A 23,257-nucleotide genomic window follows, 5' to 3' on the forward strand; every position below is an offset into this window, starting at 1 on the left:
CGCTTTTAATAACAACGATTTCCACAATGCCAGGAGCCGACCATGACCGCTATTTTCGAGCAAGGCTTACCCAAAACCGTAGCCAACCATGTACCCCTTTCCCCGCTGACCTTTATCGAGCGCTCGGCGTCGATCTATCCCGATTACCCGGCGGTGGTACATGGCAGCACGCGACGCACCTGGGGCGAAACCTGGTCGCGCTGCCGCCAGCTTGCCTCTGCACTCGAAAAGCGGGGCATTCAGCCGGGCCAAACCGTCGCGGCGATGCTGCCCAATATTCCCGCCATGTTTGAAGCGCACTTCGGTGTGCCGCTGGCTGGCTGTGTATTAAACACGCTGAATATTCGCCTGGATGCCGAGGCGATCAGCTATATGCTCGAGCACGGCGAGGCGAAAGCTATTCTGGTCGACCCCGAATTTGCCGAGGTCATCCAACAAGCGGTTGCCAAGCTAGAGCAAAAGCCGCTGATCATTGATGTGGCTGACAGTGAGTTTCTTGGCGAGGCTAAGGGCATCGGGGAAATTGAGTACGAGGCGTTGCTTAACGAGGGCGATGCTGACTTTGCCTATCAACTGCCTGCCGATGAGTGGGATGCGATCTCGCTCAACTACACTTCTGGCACCACCGGCAAGCCCAAGGGCGTGGTTTATCACCACCGCGGCGCTTATCTCAATGCGGTGAGCAATATCATGGAGTGGGCAATGCCCCACCACCCGATCTACCTGTGGACGCTGCCGATGTTCCACTGCAACGGCTGGTGCTTTCCCTGGACGATTGCCGCCAACGCCGGGGTGAATGTCTGCCTTCGCCGCGTTGATCCCAAAAAGATCATGCAGTTGATCGCCGATGAAAAGGTCACCCACTTCAGCGGGGCGCCGATTATTCTTAATGGCCTGGTGAATCTACCGGCTGAAGACAAATGCGAGTTTAATCACCCGGTGAAAGTGACCACCGCCGGTGCTGCGCCGCCAGCCTCAGTGATTTCAGGGGTCGAAAAGCTAGGCATTGAGGTCACCCACGTATACGGCCTGACCGAAGTATACGGCCCGGTAACGGTGTGCGCCTGGCGTGAGGCGTGGGATGAACTACCCATTGAAGCGCGGGCCAAAATTAAGGCCCGCCAGGGCGTGCGCTACCATATGCTCGAAGCGCTCTGCGTTGCCGATCCGCTGACCATGGAGCCCGTCCCCAAAGATGGCAAAACCATGGGCGAGATACTGATGCGCGGCAACAATGTCATGAAAGGATACTTAAAGAATTCTGAGGCCACCGAACAGGCACTGGCCGGTGGCTGGTATCACACCGGCGATTTGGCGGTGTGGCACACGGATGGTTATATCGAGATTAAAGACCGCTCTAAGGACATTATTATTTCCGGCGGTGAAAATATCTCCACCATTGAAGTAGAAGACGCGATTTACGGCCATCCTGCGGTTGAAGAGGCGGCGGTAGTGGCCAAACCTGATGAGAAGTGGGGGGAGACGCCCTGTGCCTTTGTGAAGCTTAAAGTCGGTTATGGCGAAGTCACCGAGGCGGATATTATCGCCCACTGTCGCGAACACCTGGCGGGCTACAAAGTCCCCAAAACGGTCATCTTCAGCGAGCTGCCGAAAACCTCAACGGGCAAGATCCAAAAATTCGTTTTGCGCGAAGAAGCCAAGCAGCATGGATAATCGCCTAATGTTGATAATCGATAGAGGAGAGAGTGTATGAGCGACCAACTTATTGGCGTTGTAGGCGCAGGCACCATGGGGCAGGGGATTGCCCAAGTGGCGATTGTTAGTGGCTTTCACGTGCGCCTTTACGATGTGGCCGAGGAGCAGCTTGGCCGTGCTAAAGCGAATATCGATAAAGGCTTGGGCAAGCTCGTCACTAAAGACAAGCTTAGCGAGGCGGATAAAGACGCCGCGCTGGCACGACTCTCCACCACCACCGAGCTGGACGCGCTAAGCGACTGCGCGGTGATTATCGAAGCAGCTCCAGAACAACCCGAACTCAAAGAGAAGCTGTTTCGTGACCTCAGCCAGTTGAGCAGTACCGCCATTCTGGCCTCCAACACTTCTTCGCTATCACTCACCCGTCTAGCGGCAGTGTGCGAGCACCGCGAGCGCGTAGTGGGTATGCACTTCTTTAATCCGGTGCCGGTGCTCAAGCTTGTGGAAGTCATTCGTGCGGAGCAGACCTCGGACGCGACCGTGGCTGAAATTGAAACGCTCGCTACGGCGCTGGGCAAAACCGCCGTGCCGGTTGGCGATGCCCCGGGTTTTGCGGTCAATCGCCTGTTGGTGCCCATGATCAACGAAGCCGCGTTTATCGTGCAGGAAGGCACCGCGACCCCTGAAGCGGTTGATAACGCCATGAAGCTCGGCGCGGCTCACCCCATGGGGCCGTTAGCGCTGGCGGACTTGATCGGCCTGGATGTCTGCCTGGCGATTATGGAGGTGCTTCAAGAGGGCTTTGGCGACCCCAAATATCGCCCTTGCCCCTTGCTCAAACGCATGGTTGCAGCGGGCTACCTAGGGCGTAAAAGCGGGCGTGGTTTTTATCACTACGATTAGCTTGCGCTGACGTAAAGAGCGTGGCGTAAAGAAGTTATTGCCACTCAACCAAGCGTTCGCTAGGGTTGGGTGGTGTTCACTTAATGTTCAATAACAAATCAAATAAGGAGTCCGCTATGAGCGAAGCAGTCATCGAGAAGGTTGATAACGATGGGATGGTACAGCTGACCATCAATCGTCCTAAAGCGCTAAATGCCCTTAACAGTGAAGTGCTTGCCGCGCTGGAAGCGCACTTAGTAGAACTTGAGTCTCACCCCAGCCTACGCGGTGTAGTGATTACCGGCGCGGGCGAGAAGTCCTTCGTAGCCGGTGCTGATATCACCGAAATGCGTGATAAAACGCCAGAAGAGGCGCGGGCCTTTGCCAGCCAGGCGCTGCGTACCATTAAACGCCTAGAGACACTGCCCGTGCCGGTGGTCGCGCTGGTGAACGGGTTTTGCCTTGGCGGCGGCTGCGAACTGGCGCTGGCCTGCGACTGGGCGGTAGCCAGCGAGAACGCCGTCTTCGGCCAGCCGGAAGTGCTGCTGGGCGTCATTCCTGGCTTTGGGGGTACACAACGCCTGCCACGCCGCGTCGGGCCTGCCATGGCGATTGATCTGGTCACCACCGGGCGCAAAATCGACGCCCAAGAGGCGCTACGTATCGGTTTGGTGAACCGGGTAATGCCGCAAGCGGAGCTAGAAAACTACGTTGAAGAGTTAACCAAGCAGCTCAAGGGTAACGGCCCGCAATCGGTGCGTGGCGCCAAGCAAGCTGTTCACGACGGGTTAGATCAAGACCTGGACAGCGCGCTAGCGCTGGAAACCAGCCTGTTCGCCTTCTGCTTTGCCGGTAACGAGCAGAAAGAGGGCATGTCGGCCTTTATCGAGAAGCGTAAAGCTAACTTCTAGGCTTTTATTAATTACAGCTTTATTCGTTCCAGTTTTGCTTATTTAGGGGGTGGCGCTTGCGCCACCCCCGTTTTATTCTCAAAGGCTTCTTACTACTAATCTCTTCGGAGTTGCCACGATGCAATGGGCCGCATTTATCTTCGCCGCGCTTGGTTTTGCCTATCTTCCAGGGCCTGCGATGCTATACACCGCAGCGCAAACCCTAGGGCGTGGCCGACGAGCAGGGTGGTTAGCGGTTCTGGGAGTGCATATAGGCTGCTATGTCCACGTTATTGCCGCCGCTCTTGGCCTGGCGCTGCTGTTTGCGGCGATTCCGCCTGCCTATATCGCCATGAAAATTATCGGTGGGCTTTACTTGCTGTGGATGGGGCTGCGCCTATGGCAGCAGGGTATCCGTGCCCAAGGCGATGAAGTTCCGTTGGCCACCACTAAACGCGTGCTGCGCGATAGCTTTCTAGTGGAAGTGCTCAACCCTAAAACAGCGCTCTTCTTTGTCGCTTTTCTGCCCCAGTTTGTGCAGCCCGAAAGCGCGATGCCGGTGGCCTGGCAACTGCTCTGGCTAGGGATTGCCACCAATGTGCTGTTTTCATCTGCGGATGTCGTGGTGGTGCTACTGGCGAGCCCCTTACGTAAATGGCTACAAAAATCCCACGGCTCTTCCCGGCTGATTCAGCGCATTGGCGGTGGCGTATTAATGGGGCTGGGCGGTAACACGCTGGCGCAAGTGGCGCGTTAAGGATGCCTGCCCAAACCGGCGAATTGTTTACCCTCATATAAGGAGCGCTGCATGTTTGATTTGTATATTGCCAACAAGAATTACTCGTCCTGGTCGCTGCGCCCTTGGGTGCTGATGAAGGCACTGGAAATTCCGTTTAACGAGCATCTAATGCCCTTTGAAGGGGGCACCGGTGCGAGCCACGACACCTTTATCCGCTTTTCACCCTCGGGCTTAGTGCCTTGTTTAGTGGATGACGAGCTGGCGGTATGGGACTCCTTGGCGATTGTCGAGTATCTGGCTGAGCAATACCCTAACGTCTGGCCGAGCGATAAGGGCGCCCGCGCTTGGGCGCGCTCAGCTACTGCCGAAATGCACAGCGGGTTTAGTGCTCTGCGTGACGAATGCTCAATGAACTGTGGCATGCGAGTGGCGTTAAATAGCTTGTCGGCCAAGCTCAAAGCCGACGTGGCTCGCCTGGATACGCTATGGCAGCAGGGGCTTGAACGCTTTGGTGGGCCGTTTTTAGCAGGCAAAGGCTTCACTGCGGTCGATGCGTTTTATGCGCCCGTGGCGTTTCGCGTGCAGACGTTCAACTTACCGCTCAGTGACGCTTCCCAGGCGTATGTTGAGCACTTATTAGCACTGCCTGCCATGCAAGCCTGGTATCAAGCCGCGCTTGAGGAGCCCTGGCGCGAGCCCATGCATGAGACTGATACGCTGAAAAATGGCCAAGCAACAGCTGATCACCGTAAACTTTAACCCACTTGGCAATTCACCAGGGGTACCCAGCATCGGGTACACTGACGCAAATTTCGTTTGGAAACGTCCATGGCTCTTAGCGCAACGCCCTACAAAGTTGATATTAATCTGACCGACCTGGATCGCGGGGTATATGAAACGCTGCGCTTTACCGTGGCTCGTCATCCCTCAGAGACCGAAGAGCGCATGACCGCCCGCTTACTGGCTTATGTGTTGTGGTACAGCGAAACGCTGGCCTTCGGGCGCGGGCTTTCCGATGTGGACGAGCCAGCGCTATGGGAGAAAAGCTTAGATGGGCGTTTGCTGCACTGGATTGAAGTAGGCTTGCCGGATGCTGAGCGTATCACCTGGTGCTCGCGCCGGGCCGAGCGCGTGACGCTGCTAGCCTACGGTCGGGTAGACCTATGGGAGAGCAAAGTACTCGCCAATGTGGCATCGCTGAAAAATGTGCACGTGGCGGGGCTGCCCCAAGAGGCGCTCGCAACCATCGCTAAAGATTTGCCAAGGGCTATCAATTGGGCGGTAATGATCAGCGAAGGCTCGCTGTTTATTACCGATGAAAACGGTCAGCATGAAATTACCCCGCAGTGGCTGCTGCGTGACAGATAGTGATTATTCTTGATCATTAGCCTACCAACTTTCGTCTAGTCGACTACGCTATAAATCTAAGCAATCAACAGCATAAGGGTGGCCTATGAGCCATCCTTAATTTTTAGTGTTTTAGCCTTTTTGCGTAGAAATTTGCAAAAGTATGCTTGCTATCTTTTTGCACAATTACATACAATCAACAATGTTTGTTGATATTCATCAAAAAGCAGCCTCCAAAAACGCTCCCTAGAAAAATCTCAAGGAACGAGTAATGAAAGCAATGACCCCTTTACGATGGCAGCTATTCCCGCTAGTGGCTGTCGTAAGCTTGCTGTCGACGCTGGCGCAGGCCAACGATAGCGTCCTCTCGATTAAGCACGAAAATGATGGCATGGCCAGTAGTGATGATGGCCACTTTACCAGCGGTTTTGAGCTCAATTGGGCGTTTGAACCCGAAGCGCAAAGCTGGACACAGCGCCTGGCGACTGCTTTGCCCGATAGCCTCATTGGCAACGCTGATATGGCCGCTTTCCGGCTCGTGCATCAAATTTATACGCCCAACAATATTGAGCAGCGTGGGTTGATCGAAGATGATCGCCCCTACGCAGGGATTGTTTACGGAGGTATATCGCTCTATGAAGATGTGCCCATGGGGAGCTGGCGACAAGCGACTGACCTGCATCTGGATATTGGTTTGGTTGGGCCCTCGTCACTTGCCGATAGTATTCAGCGTGAGGTACACAGGGTGACCGATAGTGATCGCCCCAATGGCTGGAAGAATCAGCTTGGCGATGAAGCGATCGTCAACGTAGCCATGCGGCGCCAGTGGTGGCACAGCTCCCCATTAATCGGCAAGCAGTTTGCCCATGGCCCTAGTGTCAGCGCCGCTTTGGGCAACCTCTACACCTACGCAAGTGCTGGGTATAGCGTTCGCTGGGGCGATGAGGCGCCCGGCATACCTACGCTGACGCCAAACCCCGGCAGTCGCTACCATTTGACCGCTAAAGAGGGCTGGCAGTGGTACCTGTTTGCCAGCGTCGATGGTTACTATATGGCGCAAAACCTGACGCTTGATGGCAATACGTTCAGAAATAGCCACTCGGTTGATCGCAAAGAGTGGGTAGGCGACGTATCAGCAGGGCTGGCGTTGGCCTGGGAAGATTGGCAGGTGACTTACGCGGCTGTTCAACGCTCTCGGGAATTCGATGGCCAGGAAGAGCAGGATAAATTCGGTTCTATCACCCTATCTAAGCGCTTCTAAACGGTTAGGTGAGGTGAGTAGAAGCGCCCAACGGGAAAGGAGTATTTCTTATGGCTAACAAGTACCCCCACACCCCTGATGGGCGCTATTTTGTCGCCAAAAACCGGCTTTGGCGCTGCACCGACCCGGGCTTAGGTGAAGATGAAAAGCGCATCCATATCAAAGCATTGATGAAAGCCCGTCGAGCGGTTAGATCAGCCCAGCAGCAAGATGATGAAGACGCGCTGCGCCAAGCCCGCAACGCGGTGCAAATCGCTAAAGAAGCCCTTGGAGAGCGTGGCCCGGTATGGTGGGATGATGACGCCCCCGATGAAGGCGGTTTGGCGCCCCATAACAGTTCCTATGCCGAGTGGTGGGGGCAGCTCCCCTAATTTATATTAATTTATAATTCACGGTTGGGGCTTGCGGTGTTACTCTCTGCCGCTTTCCACGCATACTAAGGGCAACCTGTGAAGATCAAAGCAGACCTCTCCATTCTAGATATCATTGGCCATCTACTTGTCTGGGTGGTGTTGAGTATTATCACGCTTGGCATAGCGCTATTTTTCTTCCCTTATTCGTTTGCGCGGTTCGTCATTAATCGCACGTCGGTAGTGGATGCCAGCACTGGCGTCGAGCGAAAAATGGTCTGCGATATCAATCTATTCAGCAATGTCGGCCACATCATCCTATGGATGCTGATTTCACTGGTCACCTTTGGCTTAGGGTATATTTTCTACTTCTATCGGGTTTGGAACTATGCTTTGAATAATTCGCGCTTTGAATAACTCGCGCTTTGAATAACTCGCGGGTTGAATAGCGTTAAAGAGAGCAACCCCGTGTTTAGCATCCATGAGGGCCTACGTTGAGAGATCAAGCGTAGGCCCTTTTTTTTGGTGGCTACTTACTCGCTATCAGTCAGTTTGTCCTGCGTTTTGAGCTCGAAGTCGCTGGCATCATGGCGTTCGTGCAACTGCTCGTGTGGCTCGCCAAAGGAGCGGTTGACCATCCGACCGCGTTTAACGGCTGGGCGCTCATCAATCTCTTCAGTCCAGCGTAGAACGTTCTTGTAAGTGTGGGCTTCCAAGAATTCAGCCGCTTCATAGACGCGATTTTTCACCAGCGCGCCGTACCAAGGGTGAATCGCCATGTCGGCAATGGTGTACTCATCGCCCGCCATAAAGCGGTTTTCCGCCAAATGGCGATCAAGTACATCAAGCTGGCGCTTTACTTCCATGGTGTAGCGGTCAATCGGGTACTGATATTTCTCCGGCGCGTAGGCGTAAAAATGGCCAAAGCCACCGCCTAGCATCGGGGCGCTGCCCATTTGCCAGAACAGCCAGGAGAGGCACTCGGTACGTTTCGCCGGGTCGCTGGGTAAAAATTCGCCAAACTTTTCAGCCAAGTAAAGCAGGATAGCGCCGGACTCAAATACCCGTTGAGGTGGATGAGTAGAGTGATCCATGAGTGCGGGGATTTTGGAGTTGGGGTTCACCTCGACAAAGCCGCTGCTGAACTGATCGCCTTCGCCAATTTGGATCAGGTAAGCGTCGTACTCGGCGCCTGTTACACCTCTTTCCAGCAGTTCTTCCAGCATCACGGTGACCTTGACGCCGTTAGGCGTGGCAAGGGAGTAAAGCTGCAGAGGATGTTTACCCACCGGCAGTGCTTTTTCATGGGTCGGGCCGGCAATGGGGCGATTGATGTTGGCAAATTTACCGCCGTTGCCAGGTTCCCATTTCCAAACGCTCGGGGGAGTATAGGTGTTGTCGCTCATTAGTTTCCTCGCTATAAATATTCTATCGGTGACAAAGCGGCTACAAGGGTTAGCTAGTGCTTAGCCTGATAATAAAGTAGTTCATTTTCCCAAATGAGGTGGCGGATGCGTGTTATTGGTGTGCTAGGCGGCATGAGCTGGGAATCTACCCAAGGCTACTACCGAGCCTTAAATGAGGGCGTAAAAGCAGCGCTAGGTGGCTTTCATTCGGCTAAGATCGTGATGGTTAGCGTCGATTTTGCCGAAATTGAAGCACTGCAGCAGCAGGGTGATTGGTACGCTGCTGGAAATCTGCTGGCCAGCGCTGCCCAAAGCATCGAGCGAGCGGGCGCCGACTGTCTGCTGATTGCCACCAACACCATGCACAAGGTATCACCCGCTATTGAACAGGCGATTACGATTCCGTTGCTGCATATTGCCGATGCCACTGCTGAACAACTCACCGCGGACGGCATTACGCGCGTCGGTTTATTAGGTACGCGCTTTACCATGGAGCAGAACTTTTATACCGGCCGCTTAGAAGAACAGTTCGGCATTGAGGTCGTCGTGCCGGATCAGACCGAGCGCGATGTCGTTCATCAGATCATTTACCAAGAGCTCTGCCAGGGCCGCATTGAAGATGACTCACGACAGCGCTATTTGGCCATCATCGATTCACTGCATGCCCAAGGAGCCCAGGCGGTAATTTTAGGCTGTACCGAAATCGCCATGCTGGTGAGCCAGCGCGATACCTCAGTGCCGCTTTACGACACCACCGCTCTGCATGCTCAGAAAGCGGTGGTGTGGGCACTCAGTGATTAATCCAACTAATAACGCTTAGACCAGTGTCAGGGTGACGTTAATATTGCCACGGGTGGCGTTGGAGTAAGGGCAGACAACATGGGCTTTATCGACCAACTGCTGGGCAACGTCTTGCTCAAGACCGGGCAGGCTGATTTTTAGCTCAACTTCGATACCAAAGCCGGTCGGAATGGCACCGATACCCACATGGCCATCAATCTTCGTGTCCTGGGGAAGCGTTACTTTTTCCTGGCTCGCCACGTGTTTTAGGGCGCCTAAAAAACAGGCCGAGTAGCCAGCGGCAAAGAGTTGCTCGGGGTTAGTGCCATCACCGCCTGCACCGCCCAGTTCTTTAGGCGTACTGAGTTTGACATCCAGCGCGCCGTCGGATGATTTGGCGTGACCTTCACGGCCACCCGTAGCGGTAGCATGGGCACGGTAAACAACGTTCTCGATAGTGGTCGTCGTCATTCTGAATCTCCTGTTAGCTTTAATAATTATGAACTTGCGCTTTTAATTTAGCGCAGCTTTATTTTGCGCGCAATATAAATGACAAATAAAAATCGAAGCCCTTCGCCAAGAAACGAAGGGTTACTGGTTTTTTTGGAGGCTATCGCGTAGTAGCACCAAATCCTCTTTCAGCGTGGTCAGTGCCTCAATCGACTGCTCACTGGCATGCACTACACAGCTAGGAATATGGTATGCCTGTTCGCGCAATGCTTTGCCTTTGTCGGTGAGATAAAGCTCAACCACGCGTTCGTCTTCATGGCTGCGTTTGCGATTCAACAACTGATCGGCTTCAAGACGCTTTAGCAGCGGCGTCAGTGAGCCAGGATCGGTTAGTAGGCGCTTACTCATAGTGCCTACTGTGATGCCATCGTTTTGCCACAATACCAGCATGGCCAGGTATTGCGGGTAAGTAAGCCCCAGCTCTTTGAGTAGGGGCTTATAAACTTTGGTCATCATCAACGAGGTTGAATAGAGCGCAAAGCAAAGCTGGTGATCGAGCTCTAATTCGCTACAAGATGGTTGCACAAGTATGGTTTCCGATCCGAAATACATCGCCTAATGTAGCGCGGGAAGCAGTTAGTGGCTATCCCTAGACGTTGGTCGTAAGTTGGCAGTTTTGTTTTGACACGCACAGGGCAGGTGGCTAGCCTTCGCTTACTGAATGTTACCGGTAACAATTTACCGGTCTTTAAGTTTTGCTATAAACAACAATGAGTATTTGGAGATAACGCTATGACCGCTATTTGGCGCAACACACTGACCTTCGTCGGCGCGACCACGCTGACATTGGGTATGGCTCATGCTCAAAGCCCTGAGCTCTCTGATCCGCCTGAGATAGAAGGCGATGTAGTCGGCGATCACGGTTCGCATACTTTGCGCATGGGCATTGGTCTTGCGGAAAGCTCACCTCAGTTCCTCTCCAGTCAATACTTTGGTGAGATTCTGGAGCAGCGCACCGACGGCCGTATCACGGTTAACGTTTTCCCTAACAGCCAGTTAGGTGACGACGTGCAAATGCTGGAAATGCTGCAAACCGGCACGCTGGACATGACCTATCCATCTAGCTCAGCGACTACGGGCTATGTCGAAGCGCTGGCGGCCTTCGACCTGCCTTTCCTGCTGCCTAGCCGTGAAGCCGCCGTGGCGGTTATGCAGAGCGATGTGGCTCAGGGCATGCTAGACGCCTTTGAAGGTACCGGTCTGAAGGCGCTGGCCTTCTCTGAAAATGGCTATCGTCAGCTCTCTAACAGCGCTCGCCCGGTGTCTAGCCCTGACGACGTTGCCGGTCTTGATGTGCGCGGTTTAAGCGTTCGCACTATGGAAAACCCGGTGCACTTGGCGATTTGGGAAGCGTTAGGCGCTAACCCCACGCCAATGGCGTTTGGTGAACTGTTCTCCGCGATGGAGCAGGGCGTTGTTGATGGCCAGGAAAATCCTTGGAGCACCATCCTGACCTCTAATTTTAACGAAGTGCAGGATTACGGCACCGAGACGCGTCATGTCTATACTCCCTTTATCATGATGCTTTCCGAGCGTACCTGGGATCGTATGGCGCCTGAGTATCAAGCACTTGTGCAGGAAGCCGCGCGCCAGTCCGCAGAGTACGAAATTCAGCTCTCTGCTGAATACGATGATTGGTCTCGCGACCAGCTAGCAGAGCGTGGTATGGAAATTACCCGCCTGGACGACGAGCAGTTAGCCGCGTTCCAAGACGCCGTTCAGCCGGTATACGAAGAGTGGGCGCCGCGCATTGGTGAAGACCTGATCGCCGACATTCAAAAGATTGTTGAAGAGAGCAGCAACTAAACCTTACGTTTAGCGCACGACTCGGGCAGGCCGTTGCGCCTGCCCGACGCGTCAGTGCCCTGGAGTTCCTATGTCACTCTCCTCTACACCCCCCAATACGTCTACGCCGATTGAAGACCCCTCGGTGTATCTGGATGATCCCAACCGCAAATCACTGGAAATCGATACCGACACCCGGCAAGGGCCAGCCCTGTTCCGCTGGCTGACCTTAGGGATGGAGTATCTGATCGGCGCTATTTTAGTGGCGTTGATTGTGTCCGTTTCCTGCAATGTGGTGGGGCGTGCGCTGTTTAATTACTCGCTGCCCTGGGCGGATGAGCTAGCGCGCATGCTGTTTATATGGCTGGTGTTTATCGGCGCCGCTGCCGCTTTTTCCCGCTACGAGCATATTGCCGTTGACGCACTGGTGCGGCGCCTGCCGCTGCGTTTGGCGCATATGCTCTATCTGCTGCAGCACCTGATTATTACCGGCCTGATGGTGGTAATGATTTGGGGCGGCTACCAAGTGCTGGCACGCTCTAGTGGGCGTTCAGCGATTATGAACGTGCCGCTGAGTTTGATCAGCCTTTCGCTGGTGCTGTGCGTTATCTTTATTGCGGTGGTTTCGATGTGGCGGATGTGGGTCAGCCTGAACGTTATTCGCCACCCTGAGCGGGAGCGCTAATCATGTTATGGATTTTTCTGGCCATTTTATTGGCCTCCATCGTTATTGGGCTGCCGATTGCCTTTGGTTTAGGCGTTGCAGCGTTGGTGATGGCAGTACTCTCTGATATTCCACTGTCGATCATGATCGAACAGTCTATTCGCGGGGTGAACAGCTTTCCGCTGCTGGCGATCCCGTTCTTTATTTTAGTTGGCGAGGTGATGAGTAATGGCGGTATCGCGCGTCGCTTGATGGAACTGGCGGCTGCCTTGGTCGGCTTTATGCGCGGCGGGTTGGGACAGGTAGCGATTACCGGCTCGATGTTCTTTGGCGGTATCAGTGGCTCTGCAGTGGCCGATACGGCTGCCACTGGTGCGATGATGATTCCCTCTATGAAAGAGCAGGGCTACACGGCGGCCAATGCCACCGCGATTAATACCGTCTCGTCGGTGATCGGGATCATTATTCCACCCTCAATTCCACTGATTCTCTACGGCATTGTCACCGAAACCTCCATTAGCCGCCTGTTTATCGCCGGTATCATCCCCGGCCTGTTGATTGGCTTTGCACTCATGGTGACCACCTATATTCTTGCTAAAAAGGATGGTGGTGGCGTGCAGCAGTTTCGCTGGGATCGTCTCTGGAAAGCCTTTAAAGCTGCCTGGCTGGCACTAGTGCTTCCGGTTATTGTGATTGGCGGTATCATTTTTGGCGTGTTTACCGCGACCGAGGCGGCCGTTGCGGCCCTGCTCTATGCGCTGGCTATTTCGCTGGTGGTCTATCGCGAATTCAAGCTTAAAGAGCTGGTCGGTATGCTGATTCGCACTGCTCGTTTGACCGGTATGGTGATGATGCTGCTGGCGTTCGCGACGGTTATTGCTTGGTTTCTTACCATCAATATGGTGCCGCAGACCCTGGTCAGCCAAGTGCAGGCGATCACCCAGGACCCATTTATGCTGCTACTGATTGTGGCAACTTTGCTACTTTTGGTGGGATTCGTAATGGACTTAACCCCGGCGATGGTGATCATGGCGCCTATGCTTGCACCCATTGTGACCTCAGTGGGCGTCGATGCCGCTTACTTCGGTGTTCTGATGGCCTTTGTATTGGGCATCGGGCTATTAACGCCACCGGTGGGTACTTGCCTCTATGTGGGTTGCGGTGTAGGTAAAGTCTCCATGGAGTCGCTGGTCAAAGCCATGCTGCCCTACTACGCGGCGCTTTTGGTCGTGCTAGTGATCCTGATTGCTTTCCCCGGTATCGTCACTTGGCTGCCTGATCTTACTGCCGTACGCGGCAATTAAATAATAGGAGAGCCTCTGTGAAGAACCTCTCGCAGCGTATTTTAGTGATGGGCGTGTCTGGTTGTGGGAAGTCACATGTTGGGCAGCAGCTGGCAGACACCCTGGGCTCGACCTTTATTGACGGTGACGATTATCACTCACCGGCCAACGTGGCCAAAATGGCCAGTGGTACGCCGCTTAACGACGATGACCGGAGCGAGTGGCTGGATACCTTGGCAGCGCTGTTCGCCGAGTATCGGGCAAGGGGAGAGTCGCTGGTGATTGCCTGCTCGGGGTTGAAAAAACGCTACCGCGATCGGCTGAGACAAGGCGACCCCGCCCTGCAGATACTCTATTTAGCGGGCAGCCGGGAGCTACTGCTTGAAAGGCTTGAAACCCGAGCAGGCCACTTCTTTAAAGGCGATACCATGTTGGCCAGTCAACTGGCCGACCTGGAGCCGCCTAGTGAAGAGGAGGCCTTCAATGCCTCAATCGCCTTATCACCCCAAGAGATCGTGACGCAATTTGCTGCTACGCTGCCGCCGCCCAGCCGCTCGTCCGTTTAGAGGAAAATAAGCGCAAGGGAGGTAAGTTAAAGGACAGTAAATTAAAGGAGATAATGGGCATTGGGGTCGCCTCTTTCAGGTAGGCCACAATGCTTACACCTTGCATAAGGCAGTCACTTTTTGAAGAAAAAACGCCCCACCCTACAGGATATAGCCGACCACGTAGGGGCTACCAAAATGACGGTAAGCCGCTGCCTGCGTGATCCTGAAACCGTCTCGGAAGGCCTGCGTGAACACATCTTCTCGATTGCCGAACAGATTGGCTATATTCCCAACCGCGCGCCGGATTTACTCTCCAGGTCGACCAGCCACTCCATCGGAGTTCTGGTGCCGTCGCTCACCAACCAGGTATTCGCCGATGTGATCCTCGGTATCGAAACGCTAACGGAACCGGCAGGCTATCACCTGATGCTTTCTCACTATGGCTATAGCCCCGAGCTTGAAGAGCGCAGCCTCGCCTCGTTGCTCTCCTATAACGTCGACGGAATCATTCTTTCGGATCGCGACCATACCCCGCGCAGCCTGAGGATGCTGGAAACCGCCGGTATCCCGATTGTGGAAATCATGGACACCCACCGCCCGCCACTGCAGCAGGCCGTAGGCTACGACAATGTCCAAGCCGCGTACGACATGGTGAGTGAGATGATCAGACGCGGTCGCCGCCAGGTGATTTATCTAGCGGTGCGCTTGGATGAGCGTACCCGCCAGCGCGAACTGGGCTATCGCCAAGCCATGCAAGAGCATTCATTAACGCCCGTTACTCTGCAAAGCACTCAGCGCTCCTCGTACAGCGTAGGGGCGGCGCTGCTGCAACAGGTGATTGCCGATTACCCTACTGCGGATGGACTATTCTGTACTAACGATGACGTCGCGGTAGGCGCCTACTTCGAGTGCCTGCGGCGCGGCATTGATGTGCCTGGGAGAATGGCACTGGCCGGCTTCCACGGCCACGATGTAGGGCACGTGATGACCCCTCGGCTCGCCAGCGTGGTCACCCCGCGTCAGGCTATTGGTGAAGCTGCAGCGGGGGAGCTGCTTGCTCGGCTTCGCGGTGAGCCGTTGACCCAACAAGTAGTAGACTTGGGCTATCGCATCGAAGCAGGCATGACGCTCTAGTACAGCGGTGTTAGCAAAGCGGCGCGTTTTCGAGTAGCCGCGAATGTTGGGAGTGGCTAAAGTAGTGTTTTACATATGTCGCGAGGCCACCGTGCAGATTACTCAACTCAACATCTACCCCGTTAAATCGCTCAAGGGCATCAGCCTTGCCCACAGTGCTGTGCATGAGCACGGACTAGCCTGGGATCGGCGCTGGATGCTGGTGGATGCGCAGCAGCGTTTCGTTACTCAGCGCCAACTCCCGGCGCTGGCCACCGTCGAGGTCGCGCTGACCGACGAACACTTAGTGTTGTCACATCCCAATGTCGAGCCGTTGAACGTGCCACTGACCCAGCCTGAGGGAAATCTGCGCTTGGTTAGCGTGTGGAATGACCACTGCAAAGCGCTGCCGGAGAGCGAAGAAGTCTCGCGCTGGCTGGTTGCCGCCTTGGGCGAACAGGCCCAAGGGCTTAGCATGGTGCGTTTTGCCACCGAGTTTACCCGTGCCGTTGAAGAGGATTTTCTGGATGGCGGCGCGGCGCATACCTACTTCTCCGACGGCTACCCCTTTTTGATTGCCACCACGGGCTCATTAGATGCTCTTAATCAAGCTTTGGTAGCGAAGGGACAGGCGCCGGTACCCATGAACCGCTTTCGGCCCAATATCGTGATAAAGAGCGATGAGGCGTGGGCGGAGGATCGTTGGGCAACGCTGGCCGAGCAAAGCGGAGCCTTTCAGTTGGCGCTGCGTAAGCCCTGTAAACGCTGCAAAGTCACCACCATTGATCAGCATACGGCGGCAGTGCCTGCCCCTGCAGAGCCGCTGAAAACGTTGATTGAGCTCAATACTCAACCCACCCAAAAAGGTGCGTACTTTGGCCAAAACGCCACGCTGCTTGAAGGTGCAGACAGCGTTATTCGTGTGGGGGATAGACTGGTGGTGACGATTCGCGACGCCTGATACGCAGTAATTTGGTGGCGATGGCCGTGCCGATCAGGGTAATCACCATCCCGGCGATAATCTGTAGGTTCAGGGTTTCGCCAAGCAATAAATAGCCCCATATCAGCGCACTAACCGGTACCAGAAAGGTCACCGTTGAGGTAGCCGTGGCGCCCGCGCTGGCGAGCAAGCCAAAGTAGAGCAGGAAGGCCAGCGTGGTACTGAGCCCAGCCAGAGCCAGGGCGTTACCCCACGCCAAAGGGCTGATCGGGTCGTTTGGCCACAGCAATATGCCGGGAATCAGCAGCACAAGTGCCGACATGGCACTACTGCCTGCGGCTAGCACACGCGCCGGTAGGTGGCTCAGGCGCGTTTTGGAGTAGTTACTCGCAATGCCGTAGCAAAACGTCGCCCCCAGGGCGGCTAAAATAAACCAGCCGTCCCCGCCCAGGGCAAAGTCGAGCCGATTGGCAGACAGTATGTAAACACCCAGTAGCGCCAAGGCGAGCCCCACGTACTGCTGGCGCTGTATCGCGGTAGCGAAGAACAGCGCGCCAAGCAGCGCAGTGAAAATCGGCGTGGTGGCGTTAATCAGTGAAGTGAAGCCCGCCTCAAGTTGTGTGGTGGCGAGCGCCAGTAGTGAAAAAGGCAATACATGATTGACCACCCCTAACAATAACAGCGGCCCCTTATGCTGCCAGATGAGTCGCAGATAGTGCAGGCTGATCAGCAGCGGCACCAAGAGCAGGGCACCAATCCCCATGCGCACAAACACTAGCGGCACTGCGCCAAACTCGGGGGCGGCCACGCGCATAAAGATAAATGACAACCCCCATAGCGAAGAGAGCAGTATCAAGCGCAGCGTATCAGCCGACGACATGGTGAGTCCTTAACGTCTAATCAATTAGGTAGCTAACTAGCTTACGGCTGAATAGAGGGGGATGGAAGCTATTGAGCATGCGGGGACAGCAAAACCGTAAAAAATCAGCTACGCTGGTTAGGTGGTCGAGCGGCAACCGTCGTTAGGCCCTGTCTGACAACATGTCTATGCATATTGGCACACACAAGGAGTTGTTCATGGATCGTAAAGCTAGCGCACGTTGGGAAGGTGGTCTCAAGGATGGTAAAGGCACCGTTTCAACCGAAAGTGGCGTTTTAGATGCCAAGTACTCCTTCAGCAAGCGCTTTGAAGATGAAAAAGGTACCAACCCCGAAGAGCTGATTGGCGCGGCGCACGCCAGCTGTTTCTCAATGGCCCTGTCAATGATTTTGGGCGAGAAAGGCTACACCGCTGATTCTATCGAAACCAGCGCCAAAGTGACTCTTTCCCAAAGCGATGCCGGGTTTGATATCTCGAAAATTCACTTGGACGTTGTGGCTGAGATAAGCGGCGCCGACGATGCCGCTTTTCAGGAAGCAGCGGAAACGGCTAAAGCTAACTGTCCTGTTTCCAAGGTTCTTAATGCAGATGTAAGTATGACGGCTAAATTAAAAGGCTGACGATAAGCTTTTTGATAGCTTACGTTTTTTAATAGCATAAGTTATGGTGCCGCCACATTGATTGATGTGGCGGCATTTTTAATTATTTTTTATTGTCTTAACGAGTAGGAAAGAGTGTTGATAATAAAAAAGCCTTGGCAAATGCCAAGGCTTTTTTAGAACTAATTAGCATTTACTCATCTTCGCTTTTATCTTCGCTACGGTGATACTCTTCAGCAGCTTCAAGTGCATCTTCTGACGCATTAACGGTAATGACATAATCTTCGCCATCTTCTTCTTTGGTCAACTCAAGTGAGTCCCATTCGATAGCGACGTTTTTCTCACCCATCCCAAGGAAACCACCGACACCAACGACAACAGCATTAATTTGGCCATCTTCATCGATCACCAAGTCAGTGATGGTGCCGATATCTTCATCATCTTCGACGCTGCTTTTGACTTGGTTGCCGGTTAAAGCATCGGAATGGAAAGTACCTGCTGGCGTTTCCGTCAGGTAAGTCGCTTCCATGGTGGTGGTATTTTCTTCGGCGTTAACAGTGCCTACGGCGAACATAACGGCCGGCACCATGAGAGTACCTAGAATAGCGGGTTTGATCATTTTCATTTTGCTTGCTCCTTGCGATTTTATTGGGGCTTAACGACTCCGCGTCACAACCCAAATAAATCGATAGCGACGGTACTGACTTCGTTTAATAGAAGCGATATCAACGCCGGTGCTATCATTCCTGATTGTGTTAATTGCGCCTATGCACTTTATGCTTGGTATTTGATACAGAGTATTTAATACATAGCATTTAATGCATTGGCTTAATTAACGCTATCTTGCGCGTCACTGCGCTAAGACAAATATTAGACTAGTCGCTGTGCTCAGAAATACAACAAATAATGTGAATTTTTAGGTATCAGAATCGCTTTGAGCCCACTCCTAACGGCGCCACTGGGCCGCCGTGCGACAGTCTGTCGAGTTGACCTGCTTCCGTCCAGTGTTCATATTCGTCTCCAAATGGCTCGCTTTTCATCCCCGCCTTGAGAAAAGTGAGGTCGCATAAAAAGGAGACTCCCTGACCATGACTTCCCACCCTTTGCAGACGTTAAAACAGCTCTGCGTCAGCAGCGTTGCGCTAGGCGCGTGGCTGTTAGCCTTGAGCGCTACAGCTGATAGCAGCGAGCTGCCCAAAGGTCATTTTCTGCTGCCTGAAGAGGGCAATATTGTGGGCCAAGTGTATACCATCACGGCGACCGAAGAGGACACGCTGCTGGATATTGCTAAAGCACACAATGTGGGTTACGAAGAAATTCGTATGGCTAATCCGGATACCAGCCTGTGGGTGCCGGGAGAGGGAACCGAGGTGACGATTCCCGGGCAGTTTATTTTGCCCGATGAGGCGCGAACCGGGATTGTCATCAACGTGGCGGAGCTGCGCCTTTATTATTACCCAGAGGTAGAGGCGGGCGAGACGCCGCGTGTTGAGACGTACCCCATTGGTATTGGGCGCGATGCCTATAATACGCCGCTGGGGATTACCGAAACCACCATGCGGCTTGAAAACCCGGCCTGGTACCCACCTGAGTCGATTCGGCGTGAAGCCGCTGAGCGTGGTGATCCCGCCCCTGCGGTTGTGCCCCCCGGTGCCGATAACCCCTTAGGTAAATACGCTATTTTGCTGGATATCCCCGGTTATCTGATTCACGGCACTAACCAGCCGGACGGCATTGGTATGCGTGCCAGCCGCGGCTGTATCCGTATGCATCCAGAGGATATTGAATCAGTTTTCTGGCGTGTGCCGGTGGGCACTCAGGTCAATATTATCGATTCACCGATCAAAGTAGGCTGGAGTGAAAGCGGGACAAATTACATCCAAGCCTTTACCGCAACGGATGAACAGGCATTTGGCATGGATATGCTGTTAAACGTTGTGGGCTTGATTGAGCAACACGAAGGTGGCAATTCATCTAGCGTTGACTACGAACAGGTGCGCGAAGTGCTGGAGCAGGCCAACGGTCAAATCGTTCCGCTTAGTTAGTCTATTGGGGTTAGCCTGTTGGGGGGCTGAAAACGCTAGCGGGCTGGATCTAGCACGCCACCCAGCGAGGCATTGCGCCGGAACCAGCCCGCAATGCTGGTACGCGGGTGGCGGGTAGGCAGTACTTCGTGGGGAATGGTTTCCGATAAGAAGCAGGCGAAAGTGCCTGCCTCGGGTACTACGCGGGCGACCTCCTGGTTGGGGGCGTCCGGGTGGTAAACCACCATTTCACCGCCGCCGTCGCTTGGCCAGTCTGGTGTCAAATAACCAACGGTGGAGATGACGCGGTTAGCGCGACCACGAAAGCTATCCAGGTGGCGCTGATAAAAAGCCCCCGGCGGGTAGTGGGCAAAGTGGGCTTCGTACTCAAATAAGCCCAAAAACAGCGCATGGTTAAGCGCTTGCTGTAGCTCGCTCATGGTATCTAAGTAACGCCGTTGGGCAGCGCTCTCGCGATCAAGCCAGTGAATGGCGTCACCACGAATATCTTTACGCAGCAGGTGCTGCTGGCCACGACCGATCCCCGCTTCATCCAGACCGTTATAGGCCGCCCGATGCAGAAGTTCGTGATTCAGCGCCTCGCATAGCCCAAGGTCAATGACCCCGCGGCCCACATACCAGCCTTGTTCAACCAGTGCATCCACAAGGGCGACCTGAGTCGCTGGCTGCAGTGCAGGTGACGAAGTAGCAACACTGGGGGTCATTTGCTGGTTCTCGATGGCGCCGGGCGCGAAGTATTCGTGGAGGATTTTGAGAGTCGGCTTGTGCGTTCAGGGTAGTGGTGCAGCGGCCCAGCAGGTCGCTGATACAAATCAATCGGCATACCAAAGCCTTCGGCCAGTAACTCCACTAACATCATCGCCGAGAGCCCCCAGATAACGTGGCCGTCTACGTGGTAGCTGGGCACGTAGTGGGCAACGCCATCGACGGTAATCACATCGGTATGCGTTCGGTGGTCGTCTAAAAAGTGACTCAGCGGCACTTCAAAAATGGCGTCTAGCTCGCCGGGGTCGGCAATCAGCGGTAAGTCGGGTGGAATAATGCCGACCCAGGGAGTAACGCGAATACCGTGCAACGAAATGACATCCGACAGCCGTCCCAGGGGTTGCACCAGACCGGGGTCGAGGGCAATCTCCTCTTCTGCCTCGCGCAGTGCCGTGGCGTATAGGTCGCTGTCAAAGGGCTCGCGCTTGCCACCTGGGAACGCCACTTGGCCACTGTGGGTGCTCAAGTGGCTGGCCCGGCGAGTAAACAGTAAGGTAGGCGCTGGACGTTCGACAATCGGCAACAGCACGGCGGCCTCGGGCATCACGATGTGATCCAAGCGTTGAGGCGTCAGTTGTTGCAGCTGTTTACGCAGTTTCTCTAACATGGGGCATCCAGTTACTTTGTTCTCTTTTACCCAGCAGCGGTCGTTGACGTCAAGCGCGTCGAGGCTTCTATTCACTAGCCGTTGAGAATACGCGATGAACTTTTGCAGCCAGTGTGGTGATAAAGTACGTTTTGCTGTCCCAGAAGGCGATGACCGCCCGCGTTACCTGTGCGATGCCTGCGGTACGATTCACTATCAGAACCCGCGCATCGTGGCCGGTACGCTGCCCGTTAGCGGTAGTAAAGTGCTGCTCTGTAAGCGGGCGATTTCACCGCGCAAAGGCTACTGGACGCTGCCCGCTGGCTATATGGAAAACGCCGAATCAACTCAGCAGGCGGCCTCCAGAGAAACCCGTGAAGAGGCCTGTGCGGAGGTCGAACTGGCCAACCTGTACACGCTAATCGACCTGCCGCATATCAATCAGGTGTATATGATCTTTCGCGCCGAGTTAATCGGTGGCTTCAGCGCCGGGCCGGAAAGCCTGGAAGTCGCGCTGTTTGAAGAGCACGAAATTCCCTGGGATGAACTGGCCTTCACCACCATTGAACGCACGCTACGCCACTTCTACGCCGACCGCGCCCACAACGAATTTCCGCTGCATATCAGCATGGTGACTCCCGAAGATCGGGAGCGCTATTTTGGCAGTGCGTAAGACGTTAACCAGCTGATTATAGATCGGCTAACGGCCACACATCATAAGCGACTTCTTCGTAGGGGTGGGCAAGTTTCAAGGCGGCGATGGCGCCATGGATATGCGCTTCATCGCACAACAATTCGACTTTGAACTCTTCGACTGTTTCCAGACTGCCCACCGAGCCGATATGCGGGTGGGCACCTTCCGTAGGGCGAAACTGCCCTGTGCCTCGGGTTTGAAAACAGACATTTTCATAATCGCCAATACGTCCTGCACCAGCTTCAAATACGGCTCGCTTAACGCTTTCGGCATCTTCCACAGGAACAAAAAAAGCCAGTTTGTACATGCTGTATCTCCAAACGGTCGATCCATTGTGAAACGCGTAATTCTGGCTATGTTAGCGGATAGGCGACTATTGGTCGCGGGGTTAGCTTTGTATGATGATGCCTGATCAACAATACGGGAACCATCGAATGGATAAATTTGAGGTAAAGCTGGATCAAGCAGCCAGAGCCGCTTGGATGTCCTATGTCGGTGGCATGACCCAGGATGAGATTGCCAGCCAGTTGGGCGTTTCGCGGCCAGGGGTGCAGCGCCTATTGGCGTTGGCTCGCCAGGAAGGGCTGGTGAAAGTGCATATAGATCACCCCATTTCGAACTGCATGGCGCTGGGCAGCACGCTGCGCGATCACTTTGGTTTGACCTACTGCGAAGTGGTGCCCGCCGATAACCACGCCGCCGACAGTGCCGCCGCTTACTTGGCCGTGGCTGCCGCTGAGCGCATTGCCCAACTGGTTGAACGCAGCGAACCGTTGACGCTTTCGTTAGGCACCGGGCGTTCGGTGCGGGCAGCGGTTGAAGCGCTGAGCCGCGTTGAGCGGCCTCAGCACCGCTTTGTGTCGCTGGTGGGGAATGTTGCCAGGGATGGCTCAGCTAACCGCTACGATGCGGTGATGGTGATGGCGGATAAAACCGGCGGCGAACGCTTTTTACTGCCCGCGCCGGTAGTCGCCGAGTCGCTGGCTGAAAAACAGGCGATGCTAGCGCAACGCCTGTTTAAGGCGATTGCTGATGTGGCCAGAGAGTCAGAGGCTGCCTTTATCGGCATCGGGCGTATTGACCGCCAGGCCACGCTGTTCCAAGACCACTTTATTAGCGAAAGCGAGCTGGATGAATTGCTGAACCTAAAAGCGGTGGGAGAGTTGCTTGGCTGGCCGCTTAACCGCGACGGTGAGGTGATCGACTGCTCAATTACGCGACGGGTCACTAGCCTGCCTCTGGAGCGCTTTGGGAAGCACCATATGGTAGCCATTGCGGGAGGGCACGAAAAAGCCCCGGCGATACACGCCGCGCTGCGTGGCGGTTGGCTGAAAGGGTTAGTCACCGACGAAATAGCCGCACGGCAGATTGTTGAGGCGCTATAAGTTGAGAGGGGTTGGAGTGGTAGCGCGTGCGCTGCAACATGCGTCAAAGGTGATAAGTTAGCGTAAAGTCTAAGTTAATCGGCTTTGCTTTTTTTTGGCTTACGTACGATCATTTGTTCGATAGATGATCAATAAGATCAAGGCGACAA

Annotated in this window: 28 protein-coding genes; 20 read left to right on the top strand and 8 right to left on the bottom strand. The window is 54.5% G+C overall.

All coding sequences use genetic code 11. From position 1 onward, the window contains the following. Positions 1 to 42: 42 nt before the first annotated feature. The 9 genes from U738_RS03730 (at position 43) to U738_RS03770 (ending at position 7,542) form a co-directional block, all read left to right on the top strand. On the top strand, positions 43 to 1,674 hold the full coding sequence (locus U738_RS03730; RefSeq protein ID WP_035577452.1) for an acyl-CoA synthetase: 1,632 nt from the start codon (positions 43 to 45) through the stop codon (positions 1,672 to 1,674). Positions 1,675 to 1,710: 36 nt separating this feature from the next. Then, complete coding sequence (locus U738_RS03735; protein WP_035577454.1) at positions 1,711 to 2,559, top strand: 3-hydroxybutyryl-CoA dehydrogenase; 849 nt, start codon at positions 1,711 to 1,713, stop codon at positions 2,557 to 2,559. A gap of 116 nt (positions 2,560 to 2,675) precedes the next feature. After that, complete coding sequence (locus U738_RS03740) at positions 2,676 to 3,449, top strand: enoyl-CoA hydratase/isomerase family protein (protein WP_035577456.1); 774 nt, start codon at positions 2,676 to 2,678, stop codon at positions 3,447 to 3,449. 118 nt (positions 3,450 to 3,567) lie between these two features. Then, positions 3,568 to 4,185, top strand: a complete 618-nt coding sequence (locus tag U738_RS03745; protein ID WP_035577457.1) for a LysE family translocator — start codon at positions 3,568 to 3,570, stop codon at positions 4,183 to 4,185. Positions 4,186 to 4,236: 51 nt separating this feature from the next. Next, positions 4,237 to 4,926, top strand: coding sequence for a glutathione S-transferase family protein (locus tag U738_RS03750; RefSeq protein ID WP_035577458.1), 690 nt, complete (start codon positions 4,237 to 4,239; stop codon positions 4,924 to 4,926). 69 nt (positions 4,927 to 4,995) lie between these two features. Further along, complete coding sequence (locus U738_RS03755) at positions 4,996 to 5,535, top strand: YaeQ family protein (RefSeq protein ID WP_035559495.1); 540 nt, start codon at positions 4,996 to 4,998, stop codon at positions 5,533 to 5,535. 250 nt (positions 5,536 to 5,785) lie between these two features. After that, positions 5,786 to 6,775 (top strand): lipid A deacylase LpxR family protein, encoded by a 990-nt coding sequence (locus tag U738_RS03760; protein WP_050713745.1) that lies wholly within the window; start codon positions 5,786 to 5,788, stop codon positions 6,773 to 6,775. Positions 6,776 to 6,825: 50 nt separating this feature from the next. Continuing rightward, on the top strand, positions 6,826 to 7,146 hold the full coding sequence (locus tag U738_RS03765) for a hypothetical protein (protein WP_035577459.1): 321 nt from the start codon (positions 6,826 to 6,828) through the stop codon (positions 7,144 to 7,146). A 78-nt stretch (positions 7,147 to 7,224) separates the two neighbouring features. Then, positions 7,225 to 7,542 carry a DUF6693 family protein gene (locus tag U738_RS03770; protein WP_035577460.1) on the top strand — a complete coding sequence of 106 codons (318 nt, stop codon included), beginning with the start codon at positions 7,225 to 7,227 and terminating at the stop codon, positions 7,540 to 7,542. A 116-nt stretch (positions 7,543 to 7,658) separates the two neighbouring features. Here U738_RS03770 and yghU read toward each other — a convergent pair whose 3' ends face one another. After that, positions 7,659 to 8,531, bottom strand: a complete 873-nt coding sequence (gene yghU, locus U738_RS03775; RefSeq protein ID WP_035577461.1) for a glutathione-dependent disulfide-bond oxidoreductase — start codon at positions 8,529 to 8,531, stop codon at positions 7,659 to 7,661. A 105-nt stretch (positions 8,532 to 8,636) separates the two neighbouring features. Between yghU and U738_RS03780 the strand changes: the two genes are divergently transcribed. Next, entirely contained in the window at positions 8,637 to 9,332 is a 696-nt protein-coding gene (locus U738_RS03780) for an aspartate/glutamate racemase family protein (RefSeq protein WP_035577463.1), read from the top strand. A gap of 15 nt (positions 9,333 to 9,347) precedes the next feature. Here U738_RS03780 and U738_RS03785 read toward each other — a convergent pair whose 3' ends face one another. Then, positions 9,348 to 9,782, bottom strand: coding sequence for an organic hydroperoxide resistance protein (locus U738_RS03785; RefSeq protein ID WP_035577466.1), 435 nt, complete (start codon positions 9,780 to 9,782; stop codon positions 9,348 to 9,350). Positions 9,783 to 9,902: 120 nt separating this feature from the next. Continuing rightward, the gene (locus tag U738_RS03790) at positions 9,903 to 10,346 is read right to left on the bottom strand and encodes a MarR family winged helix-turn-helix transcriptional regulator (RefSeq protein ID WP_235208630.1); all 444 of its coding nucleotides are present in this window, start codon (positions 10,344 to 10,346) and stop codon (positions 9,903 to 9,905) included. A gap of 207 nt (positions 10,347 to 10,553) precedes the next feature. Between U738_RS03790 and U738_RS03795 the strand changes: the two genes are divergently transcribed. The 6 genes from U738_RS03795 (at position 10,554) to U738_RS03820 (ending at position 16,175) form a co-directional block, all read left to right on the top strand. Then, positions 10,554 to 11,627 (top strand): TRAP transporter substrate-binding protein, encoded by a 1,074-nt coding sequence (locus tag U738_RS03795; RefSeq protein ID WP_035577470.1) that lies wholly within the window; start codon positions 10,554 to 10,556, stop codon positions 11,625 to 11,627. Between the two features lie 70 nt (positions 11,628 to 11,697). After that, positions 11,698 to 12,291 carry a TRAP transporter small permease gene (locus tag U738_RS03800; RefSeq protein WP_035577472.1) on the top strand — a complete coding sequence of 198 codons (594 nt, stop codon included), beginning with the start codon at positions 11,698 to 11,700 and terminating at the stop codon, positions 12,289 to 12,291. Between the two features lie 2 nt (positions 12,292 to 12,293). Then, positions 12,294 to 13,574, top strand: a complete 1,281-nt coding sequence (locus U738_RS03805) for a TRAP transporter large permease (protein ID WP_035577475.1) — start codon at positions 12,294 to 12,296, stop codon at positions 13,572 to 13,574. Positions 13,575 to 13,591: 17 nt separating this feature from the next. Then, positions 13,592 to 14,119 (top strand): gluconokinase, encoded by a 528-nt coding sequence (locus tag U738_RS03810; RefSeq protein WP_035577477.1) that lies wholly within the window; start codon positions 13,592 to 13,594, stop codon positions 14,117 to 14,119. A gap of 120 nt (positions 14,120 to 14,239) precedes the next feature. Continuing rightward, positions 14,240 to 15,235 (top strand): gluconate operon transcriptional repressor GntR, encoded by a 996-nt coding sequence (gene gntR / locus U738_RS03815; RefSeq protein WP_035577479.1) that lies wholly within the window; start codon positions 14,240 to 14,242, stop codon positions 15,233 to 15,235. 91 nt (positions 15,236 to 15,326) lie between these two features. Then, positions 15,327 to 16,175 (top strand): MOSC domain-containing protein, encoded by an 849-nt coding sequence (locus tag U738_RS03820; RefSeq protein ID WP_035583156.1) that lies wholly within the window; start codon positions 15,327 to 15,329, stop codon positions 16,173 to 16,175. On the opposite strand, the gene U738_RS03825 is transcribed toward U738_RS03820, so the two are convergent. Then, complete coding sequence (locus tag U738_RS03825) at positions 16,129 to 17,034, bottom strand: DMT family transporter (RefSeq protein ID WP_035577481.1); 906 nt, start codon at positions 17,032 to 17,034, stop codon at positions 16,129 to 16,131. The two genes, U738_RS03820 and U738_RS03825, sit on opposite strands and share 47 nt — an antisense overlap. A 197-nt stretch (positions 17,035 to 17,231) precedes the next feature. Here U738_RS03825 and U738_RS03830 point away from each other — a divergent pair, with 197 nt between their 5' ends. Beyond that, positions 17,232 to 17,654 carry an OsmC family protein gene (locus U738_RS03830; RefSeq protein WP_035577483.1) on the top strand — a complete coding sequence of 141 codons (423 nt, stop codon included), beginning with the start codon at positions 17,232 to 17,234 and terminating at the stop codon, positions 17,652 to 17,654. A 172-nt stretch (positions 17,655 to 17,826) separates the two neighbouring features. Here U738_RS03830 and U738_RS03835 read toward each other — a convergent pair whose 3' ends face one another. Further along, a complete protein-coding gene (locus U738_RS03835; RefSeq protein ID WP_035577485.1) occupies positions 17,827 to 18,258 on the bottom strand; it encodes a PRC-barrel domain-containing protein in 432 nt (143 codons plus the stop codon). Positions 18,259 to 18,721: 463 nt separating this feature from the next. Between U738_RS03835 and U738_RS03840 the strand changes: the two genes are divergently transcribed. Continuing rightward, positions 18,722 to 19,678, top strand: coding sequence for a L,D-transpeptidase family protein (locus U738_RS03840; protein WP_035577486.1), 957 nt, complete (start codon positions 18,722 to 18,724; stop codon positions 19,676 to 19,678). A 35-nt stretch (positions 19,679 to 19,713) separates the two neighbouring features. Here the strand turns inward: U738_RS03840 and U738_RS03845 are convergent, their stop codons facing one another. Both U738_RS03845 and U738_RS03850 read right to left on the bottom strand, forming a co-directional pair. Further along, complete coding sequence (locus tag U738_RS03845) at positions 19,714 to 20,382, bottom strand: 2OG-Fe(II) oxygenase (RefSeq protein WP_035577488.1); 669 nt, start codon at positions 20,380 to 20,382, stop codon at positions 19,714 to 19,716. Then, positions 20,379 to 21,050, bottom strand: a complete 672-nt coding sequence (locus U738_RS03850; protein ID WP_172821681.1) for a CoA pyrophosphatase — start codon at positions 21,048 to 21,050, stop codon at positions 20,379 to 20,381. The genes U738_RS03845 and U738_RS03850 overlap by 4 nt, the downstream gene beginning before the upstream one ends. A gap of 94 nt (positions 21,051 to 21,144) precedes the next feature. On the opposite strand from U738_RS03850, the gene U738_RS03855 reads away from it, so the two are divergent. Next, complete coding sequence (locus U738_RS03855; protein WP_035577492.1) at positions 21,145 to 21,702, top strand: NUDIX hydrolase; 558 nt, start codon at positions 21,145 to 21,147, stop codon at positions 21,700 to 21,702. 16 nt (positions 21,703 to 21,718) lie between these two features. Here the strand turns inward: U738_RS03855 and U738_RS03860 are convergent, their stop codons facing one another. Continuing rightward, complete coding sequence (locus U738_RS03860) at positions 21,719 to 22,030, bottom strand: NGG1p interacting factor 3 protein, NIF3 (protein WP_035577495.1); 312 nt, start codon at positions 22,028 to 22,030, stop codon at positions 21,719 to 21,721. A gap of 127 nt (positions 22,031 to 22,157) precedes the next feature. Between U738_RS03860 and U738_RS03865 the strand changes: the two genes are divergently transcribed. Then, on the top strand, positions 22,158 to 23,108 hold the full coding sequence (locus U738_RS03865; protein ID WP_035577498.1) for a sugar-binding transcriptional regulator: 951 nt from the start codon (positions 22,158 to 22,160) through the stop codon (positions 23,106 to 23,108). Positions 23,109 to 23,257: the final 149 nt, after the last annotated feature.

The organism is Halomonas sp. TG39a, assembly GCF_000744395.1.
GTDB lineage: Bacteria > Pseudomonadota > Gammaproteobacteria > Pseudomonadales > Halomonadaceae > Vreelandella > Vreelandella ventosae_B.

Excerpts from the sequence above, each read along its gene's own strand:
- U738_RS03730 (WP_035577452.1), top strand. The coding sequence starts at position 43 with ATGACCGCTATTTTCGAGCAAGGCTTACCCAAAACCGTAGCCAACCAT.
- U738_RS03735 (WP_035577454.1), top strand. The coding sequence starts at position 1,711 with ATGAGCGACCAACTTATTGGCGTTGTAGGCGCAGGCACCATGGGGCAG.
- U738_RS03740 (WP_035577456.1), top strand. The coding sequence starts at position 2,676 with ATGAGCGAAGCAGTCATCGAGAAGGTTGATAACGATGGGATGGTACAG.
- U738_RS03745 (WP_035577457.1), top strand. The coding sequence starts at position 3,568 with ATGCAATGGGCCGCATTTATCTTCGCCGCGCTTGGTTTTGCCTATCTT.
- U738_RS03750 (WP_035577458.1), top strand. The coding sequence starts at position 4,237 with ATGTTTGATTTGTATATTGCCAACAAGAATTACTCGTCCTGGTCGCTG.
- U738_RS03755 (WP_035559495.1), top strand. The coding sequence starts at position 4,996 with ATGGCTCTTAGCGCAACGCCCTACAAAGTTGATATTAATCTGACCGAC.
- U738_RS03760 (WP_050713745.1), top strand. The coding sequence starts at position 5,786 with ATGAAAGCAATGACCCCTTTACGATGGCAGCTATTCCCGCTAGTGGCT.
- U738_RS03765 (WP_035577459.1), top strand. The coding sequence starts at position 6,826 with ATGGCTAACAAGTACCCCCACACCCCTGATGGGCGCTATTTTGTCGCC.
- yghU (WP_035577461.1), bottom strand. The coding sequence starts at position 8,531 with ATGAGCGACAACACCTATACTCCCCCGAGCGTTTGGAAATGGGAACCT.
- U738_RS03780 (WP_035577463.1), top strand. The coding sequence starts at position 8,637 with ATGCGTGTTATTGGTGTGCTAGGCGGCATGAGCTGGGAATCTACCCAA.
- U738_RS03785 (WP_035577466.1), bottom strand. The coding sequence starts at position 9,782 with ATGACGACGACCACTATCGAGAACGTTGTTTACCGTGCCCATGCTACC.
- U738_RS03795 (WP_035577470.1), top strand. The coding sequence starts at position 10,554 with ATGACCGCTATTTGGCGCAACACACTGACCTTCGTCGGCGCGACCACG.
- U738_RS03800 (WP_035577472.1), top strand. The coding sequence starts at position 11,698 with ATGTCACTCTCCTCTACACCCCCCAATACGTCTACGCCGATTGAAGAC.
- U738_RS03805 (WP_035577475.1), top strand. The coding sequence starts at position 12,294 with ATGTTATGGATTTTTCTGGCCATTTTATTGGCCTCCATCGTTATTGGG.
- U738_RS03825 (WP_035577481.1), bottom strand. The coding sequence starts at position 17,034 with ATGTCGTCGGCTGATACGCTGCGCTTGATACTGCTCTCTTCGCTATGG.
- U738_RS03830 (WP_035577483.1), top strand. The coding sequence starts at position 17,232 with ATGGATCGTAAAGCTAGCGCACGTTGGGAAGGTGGTCTCAAGGATGGT.
- U738_RS03835 (WP_035577485.1), bottom strand. The coding sequence starts at position 18,258 with ATGAAAATGATCAAACCCGCTATTCTAGGTACTCTCATGGTGCCGGCC.
- U738_RS03840 (WP_035577486.1), top strand. The coding sequence starts at position 18,722 with ATGACTTCCCACCCTTTGCAGACGTTAAAACAGCTCTGCGTCAGCAGC.
- U738_RS03845 (WP_035577488.1), bottom strand. The coding sequence starts at position 20,382 with ATGACCCCCAGTGTTGCTACTTCGTCACCTGCACTGCAGCCAGCGACT.
- U738_RS03850 (WP_172821681.1), bottom strand. The coding sequence starts at position 21,050 with ATGTTAGAGAAACTGCGTAAACAGCTGCAACAACTGACGCCTCAACGC.
- U738_RS03855 (WP_035577492.1), top strand. The coding sequence starts at position 21,145 with ATGAACTTTTGCAGCCAGTGTGGTGATAAAGTACGTTTTGCTGTCCCA.
- U738_RS03860 (WP_035577495.1), bottom strand. The coding sequence starts at position 22,030 with ATGTACAAACTGGCTTTTTTTGTTCCTGTGGAAGATGCCGAAAGCGTT.
- U738_RS03865 (WP_035577498.1), top strand. The coding sequence starts at position 22,158 with ATGGATAAATTTGAGGTAAAGCTGGATCAAGCAGCCAGAGCCGCTTGG.